This is a genomic window from uncultured Bacteroides sp., assembly GCF_958445495.1.
In the GTDB taxonomy this organism is placed as follows: domain Bacteria; phylum Bacteroidota; class Bacteroidia; order Bacteroidales; family Bacteroidaceae; genus Bacteroides.
Window position 1 is genome coordinate 1 of record NZ_CAUCSQ010000083.1, and the last position, 11466, is coordinate 11466.

Annotated in this window: 10 protein-coding genes; all 10 read left to right on the forward strand. The window is 49.9% G+C overall.

Features of this window, described 5'->3' with window-relative positions; all coding sequences use genetic code 11:
- Positions 1-2665 (forward strand): outer membrane beta-barrel protein (locus Q5076_RS17265; RefSeq protein WP_303014993.1); only part of this gene is annotated, 2665 nt, incomplete at its 5' end.
- 133 nt (positions 2666-2798) lie between these two features.
- Positions 2799-4205 (forward strand): hypothetical protein, encoded by a 1407-nt coding sequence (locus tag Q5076_RS17270; RefSeq protein WP_303014994.1) that lies wholly within the window; start codon positions 2799-2801, stop codon positions 4203-4205.
- A gap of 44 nt (positions 4206-4249) precedes the next feature.
- Positions 4250-4771 (forward strand): hypothetical protein, encoded by a 522-nt coding sequence (locus Q5076_RS17275; protein ID WP_303014996.1) that lies wholly within the window; start codon positions 4250-4252, stop codon positions 4769-4771.
- Positions 4772-4783: 12 nt separating this feature from the next.
- The gene (locus tag Q5076_RS17280; protein ID WP_303014998.1) at positions 4784-5422 is read left to right on the forward strand and encodes a DUF4903 family protein; all 639 of its coding nucleotides are present in this window, start codon (positions 4784-4786) and stop codon (positions 5420-5422) included.
- Between the two features lie 78 nt (positions 5423-5500).
- On the forward strand, positions 5501-7858 hold the full coding sequence (locus Q5076_RS17285; RefSeq protein WP_303015000.1) for a TonB-dependent receptor: 2358 nt from the start codon (positions 5501-5503) through the stop codon (positions 7856-7858).
- Complete coding sequence (locus Q5076_RS17290; protein ID WP_303015008.1) at positions 7858-8583, forward strand: HmuY family protein; 726 nt, start codon at positions 7858-7860, stop codon at positions 8581-8583. The genes Q5076_RS17285 and Q5076_RS17290 overlap by 1 nt, the downstream gene beginning before the upstream one ends.
- A gap of 8 nt (positions 8584-8591) precedes the next feature.
- Positions 8592-8846 (forward strand): hypothetical protein, encoded by a 255-nt coding sequence (locus Q5076_RS17295; RefSeq protein ID WP_303015001.1) that lies wholly within the window; start codon positions 8592-8594, stop codon positions 8844-8846.
- Positions 8833-9732, forward strand: coding sequence for a hypothetical protein (locus tag Q5076_RS17300; RefSeq protein ID WP_303015003.1), 900 nt, complete (start codon positions 8833-8835; stop codon positions 9730-9732). The genes Q5076_RS17295 and Q5076_RS17300 overlap by 14 nt, the downstream gene beginning before the upstream one ends.
- Positions 9729-10619 (forward strand): hypothetical protein, encoded by an 891-nt coding sequence (locus Q5076_RS17305; RefSeq protein WP_303015005.1) that lies wholly within the window; start codon positions 9729-9731, stop codon positions 10617-10619. Before Q5076_RS17300 ends, Q5076_RS17305 begins: the two co-directional genes overlap by 4 nt.
- A 15-nt stretch (positions 10620-10634) precedes the next feature.
- The coding region (locus tag Q5076_RS17310) for a PepSY domain-containing protein (RefSeq protein ID WP_303015006.1) at positions 10635-11466 on the forward strand (832 nt) is incomplete at its 3' end.

The following is an 11466-nucleotide window of genomic DNA, read 5'->3' on the forward strand; positions in this document are numbered from 1 at the left end:
TGGAGAAGGACAAGAGGTGTTGCCCTATACCAATATCTTGGTACTCGAAGCCGGAGATTCCACCCTCGTAAAAGGGGTGACGAGCGATGCCGGCGGGAATTTCCGCCTTAGCTTCCACGCAAAGAAAAAATCGCCTTACCTGTTGAAAGTTTCTTATACCGGCATGAAACCGGAGTTTCGTGCATTAAACACAAGCAAGGCGAAAATCCATGTCGGAAACATTGTCTTGACGGAAGGTCTTGAACTGGCCGAAGTGGTAGTCACTGCTCCCATAAAGGAAGTGGAACTGGTGGGCGACACTACTGTCATCAATGCCGATGCCTATCAGATTCCCGAAGGCTCGAACCTGGAAGAACTGGTAAAAAAGATACCGGGACTGGAATATGACAGGCAGAACAAGACGTTGGTCTATAACGGACTTCCCATTTCCGAAATCAATGTAAACGGGGAAGCGTTCTTTGCCGGGAACCATACGCTGGCTTTGGAAAACCTGCCTGCCGACGTGGTGAGCAGGATAAAGGTGTACGACAAACGCAGCAAGATGGAACAGTTCACCGGCATCAAGAGCGGAAACGAGAATTATGTGCTCGACCTGCAGACCCGGAAAGAGTTCAACGGCACGCTGATTGCTTCCGCCGTGGCCGGAGCGGGCAACAACCGGAAGAAAGAGGCGGAGTTGACAGGCAACTATTTCAAGGCGGGCGGTGAAAATCTTTCGCTTATCGCCAAATCCGGCAACCGCAACATGACGACTTCCTACAAGGACAACCGGGCGGACAATATCGCCCTGAATTTTGTAAAGAAGTTCGGCTCTGCCTTGTCCGTGAACGGCAACGTGATGTATAACAATTCCATAAACGGAAGTGAGGGCACTTCTTATTACGAACAATACCTGAATACCGGAAACACTTACCGCTATTCCTCCAACACCAACCGTATGGAGAACCGTATGGCAAGTGCCGCGCTGGGGGCGCAATGGTATGTGGATAAAAAAACGTTTTTAAGTTTTACCGGAAATTTCAGCACCTCGAAAGGTTCCGGTGAGAACGGCAACCGGCAAAACACATACAGTGCCGACCCCGGACTGGATGTGTCCGACCCTTTCGGAGATGGAGCGGAGGATAACATAGCAGACAGCATCCGCGTAAACGCTATCCGCATGAGTTCCGTTTCGGAGAACCGCAGCAACCGGTACATGCTTATGGCAGAAGTCACCCGCAAGCTGAACGACAGAGGAAGCAACATCAGCCTGACCGTACAATATTCCGACGGGCGCAATGGTAGCGACAACTTCTCGGTATCATCCACCACTTATTATCAGTTAGCCGGTTTCATGGGCGGCGATTCCGTGCTTTACCGCAACCAGTACCAGCACAGCCCGGTACGTAACCGCAACCTTGCGGCAGGAGTGGCTTTCACGCAACCGTTGGGCAAGCGGTTGAAGATGCAACTGTCCTACAAGTTCCGGTCTGACCACCAATACAGCGACCGCAACACGTATGACCTGTCCCCGTTCTTCGGGGAGAACGACGGCGACCGCCCGGCAGGGTATCTTCCCGACAATTACGAAACCGGTTATACGGACAGTTTGAGCAACCGCAGCGCAAGCTGCAGCATTTCCCATCACATGGCTCTTACCCTGAACTATGCCGACAAGGAGTGGAACATCCGTACAGGGCTGTCCGTTTCCCCCGAACGGCAAAGCCTCGACCAGAAGACGGGGAGGCTGCAGGCGGACACCATTCGGCAATCCCGCAATTACAGCCCTAATCTGACGGTGGCATGGCGCAGGAAACAGACACGGGTACAACTGACTTACCGGGGCGAGACCCGGCAGCCTTCGCTCGGCGACCTGCTTACCTTGACCGACAACAGCGACCCGCTGAACGTCACCCGTGGAAATCCCGGACTGAAACCTTCGTACAACCAGAACATAAGGCTGGAAGCCCGGAACACGAAAATAGGTCTGAGCGGTGACTTGAACTGGAACGGCATGCAGAACAGCATCATACGGGCTGTTACCTACAACACCGTGACGGGTGGCAGGGAAAGTTATCCGGTAAACATCAACGGCAACTGGAACAGCCGCGCCAACCTGCGTTACCAGAAACGCATCAGGCGGCGTTTCAACATTGCAGCACGTACAAGTGCCGCGTTCGCCCAGAGCGTGAGCCTTGTAAACGAAGGACAAAAGGAGCGGCCCGACCGTAGCATCACCCGCAACCGTTCGCTGAATGCCAACCTGCGTTTAGGCTACCAGCCCGAATGGGGAGGTTTCGACCTGACGGGCGACTGGCGTTTCCGCCACTCCACCAATCTTTTGCGCCAGACCGCCGATTACACCCGCGATTACCGTTTCGGATTGAATGCCTACGCCGACCTGCCCGGCGGCCTCCGGCTGCGGAGCGACGCCGCCTATTCCTTCCGCAACGGCACGAACATCACCCCCGGCGAGAACGACCAGGTTGTATGGAACGCCTCGCTCTCCTGGCGTTTCCTCAAACAGAAGAAAGCGGAACTGTCGTTCTATTGGGCGGATATCCTCAGCCAGAAAAAAAACTTTACCCGCAGTGTTTCTTCTACCGGATTGTCGGAAACGCATACACAACAAATAGGAAGCTGGTTCATGCTTTCTTTCAGGTATCGTTTTAACAAACAACTATGAAGTAAATCGAAGTTTACACTTTTCATAATCAATAAATGGTAATTTGTAATTAATAAATACCAATTTTTAGGTATTCCTCTAAAAATATACTTTTTATATTTTTGCGCCCGAAAACAATAAATTCTTAAAGAAAATGAAAAGAAACAATTTGTATGTTAGTTTGATGGCATTTGCAATACTGCTGGTAGGGGCATCGTGCAGCGATGATGACAATACTCCCTCATACAGCACGGGTGTCGTGCAGAATACCGAATTGAAGACCATTCTTGTTCAAAGAGGTTACACATTTAACGAAGACGGTAATCTGTTGCTTGATGATTTGGCTAAAAATACAACGACGCTCGACCTCTCCGGGACACAAATTTCCACCGATGCGCTCGCCGAACTTTCCATGTTCCCTAATTTGACGGATGTGGATTTGTCGGATAATGGATATGGTCCGGCGTTCGACTTTGCCAAGTTGCCGGAACAGATTACGGGTGTAGATTTGACAGGTAACGAGATATATGACTATAATAACCTAATTAGTGTAATTGTAGAAGAAAATGGTGATGAAACAATAACTAATTTGCGCGATATGGACAAATTATATTTGCCCGAAGAAGCCAAATATAATTGCACTGATTTGATGCGCTTTTACCGCCAAAACAGGGAGGCCATTACTGATAGCTCTATAGATATGAAGATGGAAGATGAAAATGGCAATCTGCAAACTTACACAACCTTACGCGATATTCCCGATGAAGCCCTTAGAAATACCCTGCAAGCTTCGTTTTCCAGCATGTTCACTGAAGATGGTCAAATAGACTTAGGCGAAAGATTGAATTCTAGTGAGAAAATCAATATGTTGGTGCTCGAACCTACATTAGGCATAAAAAACTATGACGGTGTACAGTATATAGCTAATCATCCATATTGGGAAGGTACAGGTTTGGGTATTATGCCGAGCGAAAAGACAGATTGGCCTCGTCACCTCAAAATAGGGAAAACTGTCAACATGATTGTGATACAAAACGTGAACGCAGCAGACGGCATAAACTTCTCGGAAGCTGAAAACCTGTATTATATCACCATGCAGGAAGTGGATGGATTGGAAACCCTTGACCTCAGCGCATCCAAAATATTTGGACAAAGAGGCGATGACATCGAAGAAGACCCCTTGCAGGGAAGTACGCTGATGGTTTTGGATTGTCCTGCACTGAAAGAAATCATCCTGCCGGACAATGACAACTTAACTATTTCCACAGTTGATATCGAATATCTGCCACAACTGGAAAAACTCGATTTGGGAGGTATTCAACTGACTCCCACATTGATGCTCGGTGATTTTGGAACAAATACGGTGCTGACATACCCTAACCTTACCCGATGGGGGGGAGCTGTTGACAATACCAGTTTTATTTGTTCTGAAAAGACTTTCCAAATGACTGCCACGCAAGACTTCATAAAGAAATACAATGTAGGTGGGGAAGGTTCTAATGTCTTAGCAAGTTGGGGAGGGCTAAATTGCAGTAAGAACAAAGCCCATTCTTGGAATTAACAGTTTTACTAACGTAGTATTAATTTCTAAATTTTCAAAATATTATGAGAAAATTGTTTTTAAGTCTTGCTTTTTTGTGTGCAAGCGTATGTGGAATGAATGCTGCCAATGGTAGCGAAGTGAATGTTTTGACAGACAATGCAGCAAGTGTATTGGCCGTAAATGAACAGTATGCGGGTACTTATGCTGGTACTTTGTACGACATTGAAATGAATGAAGAAAGCGGTTATGAAGACCAACAAATGTCATTCGAGATTACTGAGGCCGGTTATCTGTATGGTCAACTTGCTCCTATCGGCGAGATGCCCGGTACTATCACAATTAACATGCCCGTATCTGTAGATACCAATGGTAATCTCACTACCAATGCTGGAAATAATGTTGTTGCAACTTTGAAAATGAGTACTTTTCCTTACATGACTATTAACTTGTATTTAAATGAAAATGGATTGTCTAATGCAAGTATTGAAAATGGCGAATTGAACTTTACCCTGCAAGTAAAAGGCAAGTTTGGAGTGATAGACATGTTCCCTGCTACTATCAATTTCACAGGTGTTAAACAATAATATAAGATAAAGATGATAAATAACAAAATTTTTTGTTTGTTTATCTATTGCCTGATGGTAGTTCTTGGGGTTACTTCATGTGAAACGGACGAAGCGATAACTCAAGAACCACCATCCCAAGCATATATAGATAAAGCTAAGGAGATTCTTGTTGGGGATATTGTGTTGTCTACTAAAGCCACAATGAATGGAGTGGATAAAACTCTGTTAGATACAGGGTGTCCAACTCTGTTTAATTTTAGTTGGCGGGAAGATGGCATGTTAGTGGTAGACTTGAGTAACTTTCAAGTGGGAGTAATGCCCTTTCCTGTATCATTCAGATGTGCGACAAAAATCATGAAGTTAAACTCTTGGGAACAAGACGAATATCCAGGTTCTGGTTGGGTTAAACTTTCAGGTAAAGATGGAAATGTCACTGCTGGCGGTGTTGGAGACGACGACTATCAAGAAGGTAGCGGAGCAACAATCGAAGGTTTCCTGAATGTAGAAACCAATAAAATTGAGTTTATTGTGAACTACAACATGATGAATGTACGAACAGAAACATTCCTTCAAGTAATTGACAAGACCCGCACCGACAGATTTGAAGAAGAATTTGCCCAATATGAGAAAGATTTGGAAAAAGCTAAAGAAGAACAAGGTAAGGCTTAATCCATCTATATAAAAAGAGGAAAAGACATTAAACAAGCCCTTTCCTCTTTTTATTTGAGTAATGTTTGAAGATAGCAAATGAAGAAAATAAGCGTAATTCTTTTTGGGGTATTATTTGTATGCATCAATGCGGCAGCGCAGCGTGATTTCAAACTGAAAGTATTGGAGAATGGAACGGAGCAACCCATCGTAGCGGCGAACATTACCTACGCTGACAATGAAGCCCTACAAAATCCCAAGTTCACCATTACGAACGTGGAAGGGGAAGCCGTGCTGAAACTTTCCTCGAAAGGGACTTGGCATTACAAGATAACCTATATCAGTTTCATTCCCGAAACGGGAAAGATAGAAGCCAATGAAACAGAAAAAACCGTTTACCTGAAGGAAGACGCGCTGGGTCTGAATGAGGTGGTGGTGACTGGCTCCCGCACGGCACGTCCCATCAAGATGTCACCTGTCACGACACAAGTTTTGGGCGGAAAGGCATTGGTAGAAGCCGGTTACAGCAACCTACAACAGGCGTTGCAGCAGGAAACCCCCGGTCTGAACATTCAGAAGGTAGGCTTCGGAAATGAAATCTCCATGCAGGGCCTCGATGCCCGCCACGTGCTGTTCCTCATGGACGGTGAGCGCATGACGGGCGACATGGCGGGTAACTTGGACTACGAACGCTTCAACCTGCACGCCATCGACCGCGTGGAGATTGTGAAAGGAGCAAGCTCCACCCTCTATGGAAGTCGTGCGGCGGGTGCGGTTATCAACCTGATAACCAAAAAGACCACCAAACCCCTTTCTATTGATGCGGGCGTGCGCTACGGGCAGATGAACGAGCGAAACTACAAGAATCCGCAGCCGAGCGACTTCCTCTACATGTTCGAACAGAACGCCGACCGCCCCAACCTGCAAGGCTGGGTATCGGCAGGCTTCAAGGCATCGAAATTCACCTCGCAGACCGATGTGTGGTACAGCTCGACAGATGCCTTCTACATGTACCAGGCGGAGAACGACAAGAAGGTGTACACACAGGAGGCCAACCCCTTCCTGCCGCATGACATCACGGTGGTAAGTTCCTCCGAACGGCCTCCTATGGGTATCGAAGGTAAGGAGCACGTCACGGTGTCACAAAAGGTGTACTACGACCCGAACGACAACCTCTCTGTATTGGTGTACGGAAGCGCATTCTACATGAACACCTACGACCTGATACAGGACATGACTTTCAGCCAGGCACGCGACTGGACGGCGGGAGGAAAGATAACCTATCATGTGAAAGACTGGTTCAGCGTGACGGGTAGCCTGCACGCCGACTTCTACGACCGCTTCAAGCGGCACGAACGTATCGACACCCGTGAGAAAGACTACATGAGCAGCATCTGGCAGCCGCGCCTCACCATCACCAGCAACTACTTCGACGGGCACAGCCTGATATTCGGCGTAGAGCACACCAGTGACGAGCTAACGAGCGACCGCTTCAGCGGAAATGCCAACCACGACCTGAAAACCCGTGCCTTGAAGGAAACGGAATATTTCCTGCAGGACGAATGGACGATAAACCCCAAATGGATGGTGTCCGCCGGATTGCGTACTAACTTCTCGAAAGCGTTCGGTTTCATGGGAATGCCCAAGGTAGCCGCCAAGTATTCACCCAACGAACGATGGGCTATCCGCGCCAACTATTCGATGGGGTATCGTTCACCGTCAATCAAGGAACTCTTCTTCAACTGGGACCACCTCGGCATGTTCATGATTCGCGGTAACGAGAATATGCAGCCGGAGAAGAACAACTATTTCTCATTAGGTGCGGAGTACAGCAACGACCGCCTGTTTATTTCAGGTACGGCCTACGGCAATTACTTCCGCGACAAGATAGAGGGCGTATGGCGCATCTACGACATGCAGTATAATTTCGAGTACACCAATTTGAGCAAGCAGCGCCTTCTCGGACTGGAAGCCCTGCTGCGCTGGCACGCGCTGGACTGCCTGACGCTGAACGGGACGTACAGTTTCGTAAACGTGAGCAAGAACGAAGGCATACAGGTGAACACCACTTCGCCCCACGCGGCCACGGCCAGCCTGGACTATAAATATACGAAGAAGAACTATCGGCTGAACGCAGTGTTCAGTGCTTCGTACATGGGACGCAAACGGTTCGACGTGCAAGACCGCGTATTTGTGGAAGAGGACAACCGGAGTTATGATGCCTACTTCCGTTGCGACCTGCCACAGTACGTGTTGTGCAACCTCTCGGTATCGCAGACCTTCTACAACAAGGTGAAGCTGACGCTGGGCATGGATAATATTTTCAACTACGTGCCCAAGACACTGGGTTCAGGCATTACCATGTTCAACGTGCCCGCCACTCCGGGCGCACGCGGATGGGTACAGTTGGAGTTCATGCTGGACGATGTGATTAACTCTTTAAGAAAGAAGAAATGATGAAACGTACAGGAATATTCAAGACGGTGTGCCTCGCGCTGGTCTGCCTCACAATGACGGCTTGCGTGAGCTACGATGACATCCAACCCTTCGATGGCAAGACACTACCCCGCAAGTGCGGTTATTCCACAGGTGTGACGAACGACTGGATTTATTTCAACTTGCGCACGGGTAAGGTGTACAATGCCTACGGAGTGAACCGTGACATCAAGGAAGGGCAGCAACGCGACAGCGCGGAGGTAAACATGGACTGGGATTTGGCTTTCTGCGGATATACCATGCGTACCAACAGCGGTACAAGCGGGCCAGGTACGGGCGGTGCTGCCGACCTGGACTATGGCGGCTACGATGACTGGACGAGCGTATCGCAACTACCCTCCGGTCTGGAGTGGGTCGTCGATACGGATGACGTGAAAGTCACCATGTCGCAGAACGACTGGAATCACTACTTGGTGGAGAACGGGCTGGACTTCAACGCCAACCCGTGGTTCGACCCGAACAACGGCCCGGCCACGACCAACACCAGTGCCAACGCGCTGCTATCGCAGGCCATGAGCTTTTCCGGGCCTCCGCCTACTTATACCCCGTCATTCCACACCTACGTGGTACGCACGGCTGACGGACAACGTTACTTCAAACTCCAGATAATAAGCTGGTACAATGCCAACGTGGAGATAGGCGATGAAGGCGGAAGAATCAGTTACTATTGTGACGAACTGAAATGACGGAAAGAATGATGAAACTGCTTGCACGTTTCGTGCGTTTTTGTAACCGGCCTTGGGTAAAATGGCCGGTTATCATTATCTTTGCAGTAGCGGTGACGGCCACCCACTTCGTCATGGCGGACAAATATGGGAACAGCCCTTCTGCTCCCACGTGGGAGTTTACCGCCACGTTGCACGCCGCCATGCTGGTGGTCGCGCTGCTGGCAGTGGTGTTTTATAAAAAATGTATCAAACGTAAATTAATGGAATATGAAAATGACTGACACAACGACAATCGGCAAGCAACGCCACTGGTGGAAAGCTATCGCCGCTTTCCTGATGGTGCTGTTCACCATGCCGCTGGGCCATGCCCTGATGATAATCATGGAGCACACCATGAGCGAGACCGTGTTGCACTACTCCGCCTTCGCCATGGGTGCGGTGGGTATGATGATGGTTATCATCGGCGTATTCGCCAAGGGTGACACACGCCAGACACTATGGGGCTTCTTCGGCGGCCTGCTGTTCTGGACGGGCTGGGTGGAGTTCCTCTTCATGTACTTCGCCAACCGTTTCGGCACGCAGCCGGAACTCGACCCCGTGACGGGCGAGATTGTTACCCGTCCCGAATACCTCATCCTGCCTGCCTCGTTCGGATTCTGGATGATGATTATGGTAATGTACCTCTTCAGTACGAAAAACGGATGCAACTTCATCAACTGGTGGCAACGGCTGCTGTTCCGTGGTAAGAAGAACGACATCGCCGCCCGCCCCATGACACGCCACACCAGTATCGTCACATTCATGGAACTGATGATGCTTCTCTGGAGCAGCTACCTGCTCCTGATGTTCTGCTACGATGACGTGTTTCTGGGTGAGCATCATCCGGTGACGCTGCTGGTAGGTGTGGGCTGCCTGATAGGTTCGTTTTTTATCTTCGCCAAGCAATTACGCCTCTCCGCTTGGGGAGCCAACATCCGCATGGCAATCGCTACCGTTATCGTATTCTGGACACCCATCGAGATTATGGGACGCATGGACTTGTTCAGCGAGATATGGGTGGACCCCATGGGGCACAAGACAGAGATGATTATCATCCTCGCGGCCTTTATCGCCTTGGCTGTTTACCTGTGGTATAAGGGTGCGAAACGTAAGGGAACGGTACAATGACGGCAGATGTAAAGCGCAAATTACATTGGGGCAAGGCAGTGGTGTCCATAGCCGTGACACTCACCGCCATGCCCCTGACACATATTCTTGCCCGTGCCCTGAAGGACGGAACAACGGGGGTGGAACAGTTCTATGCCGGAATGGGCATGGGACTGTTCGGTTTGTTGACGGTCATTGTCGGTGTATTCATAAAAGGCGACGTAAAGCAGACGCTATCAGGCTTGTTCGGCGGCATGTTCTACTGGATGGGAGCCATTGACTTCCTCTTTATGTACTACGCCAACCGCTTCGGCACACAGGCTCAACTCGACCCGGTGACAGGCGAGATAATCAGCCGCCCGGAATACCTGATATTGCCCTCTACCTTCGGTTTTTGGGCGATGACAATGATGCTGTACCTGTTTTGTACCGCCAACGGCTGCAACTTCCTGAACTGGTGGCAGCGTTTGTTCTTCGGCAAGCATAAAAAGGAAATCGCCGCACGTCCCATGACACGCCATACCAGCATCGTAGCCTTTATGGAAGTGATTACCATGCTGTGGACGTGTTACCTGACATTAATGTTCTGCTACGACGAGCGTTTCTTCGGCGATCACCACCCGGTGACGCTGCTCGTGGGAATGCTGGGCTTCATCGGTTCGCTGTTCATGTTCGCCAAGCTGTTGCGTTATGCTTCGTGGGGCATGAGCCTGCGTTTCGGCTTTGCCACCGTAATTATCTTTTGGATTGCGGTAGAGGTGTTCGACCGGATTCACCTGCTGAACGAGCTATGGGCAAATCCGCAAGAGCATGTGCAGGAAATCGGGTTGATTCTGGCTTCGTTTACAGTAACCGGGCTTTATCTCGCCTATAACAGACGAAAGAAAACCGCGAATGCAAGACAATAAAAGATAAAGAAAACAATGAAACGAATAACTTGGAAGAAACATCATAAATGGTTCGGGTTGCTGTTCTGCTTTTTCATGCTCATGTTCTGTTGGAGTGGCATCGTGCTGAACCATCGTGAAGCGGTGGCCGACATTAATGTCAACCGGAAGTGGCTGCCTGCGAGTTATCGTTTCGATGCATGGAACGGCGGGCTGCTGCGGGGAACGCTGCGCTATACGGACAAGGATTCCGCGGCACATATACTGGCCTACGGTGCAGCCGGGATATGGCGCACAGACACTGCCGCCTCTGCCTTTACGGACTTCAACGAAGGATTTCCCCAAGGAGCGGACTACCGTAGCATAAAAGGCATAGTGCAGACACCCGATGGCATGCTGTATGCCGCCGGACAGTTCGGTCTGTACCGTCGCAAAGGAACAGCATGGACAGAAATTCCCCTGCCTTTGGATGAGGGGGAACGTCTTTCGGACATCACCGTCCGGGGCGACACGCTGGTTGTTGCCGGACGTTCGTACCTCTACCTCTCCACATCTCCCCACGCCGGCTTCCGGAAAATACAAGTGAAAGCTCCCGATGGTGACGAACCGACGGTGACGCTTTTCCGCACAGTGTGGATGCTGCATAGCGGAGAGTTGTTCGGCACGGCAGGCAAGCTGGTTGTGGACGCGGTGGCCGTCGTGCTGGTTCTCCTGTGCCTCACGGGGATTGCCTACTGGTTGCTGCCCAAAGACATGCGCCGCCGCCACCGCCACGGGCAACACACGGAGGGCGAAGCCCGATGGACACGCCTCACCCTGCTGTGGCACGACAAGCTGGGACGCACCACTATCATACTGACCCTCTTGG

What these genes read in the sequence shown, in the direction of transcription:
- Q5076_RS17270 (WP_303014994.1), top strand. Translation starts at nt 2,799, where the DNA reads ATGAAAAGAAACAATTTGTATGTTAGTTTGATGGCATTTGCAATACTG.
- Q5076_RS17280 (WP_303014998.1), top strand. Translation starts at nt 4,784, where the DNA reads ATGATAAATAACAAAATTTTTTGTTTGTTTATCTATTGCCTGATGGTA.
- Q5076_RS17295 (WP_303015001.1), top strand. Translation starts at nt 8,592, where the DNA reads ATGATGAAACTGCTTGCACGTTTCGTGCGTTTTTGTAACCGGCCTTGG.
- Q5076_RS17290 (WP_303015008.1), top strand. Translation starts at nt 7,858, where the DNA reads ATGAAACGTACAGGAATATTCAAGACGGTGTGCCTCGCGCTGGTCTGC.
- Q5076_RS17300 (WP_303015003.1), top strand. Translation starts at nt 8,833, where the DNA reads ATGAAAATGACTGACACAACGACAATCGGCAAGCAACGCCACTGGTGG.
- Q5076_RS17275 (WP_303014996.1), top strand. Translation starts at nt 4,250, where the DNA reads ATGAGAAAATTGTTTTTAAGTCTTGCTTTTTTGTGTGCAAGCGTATGT.
- Q5076_RS17285 (WP_303015000.1), top strand. Translation starts at nt 5,501, where the DNA reads ATGAAGAAAATAAGCGTAATTCTTTTTGGGGTATTATTTGTATGCATC.
- Q5076_RS17305 (WP_303015005.1), top strand. Translation starts at nt 9,729, where the DNA reads ATGACGGCAGATGTAAAGCGCAAATTACATTGGGGCAAGGCAGTGGTG.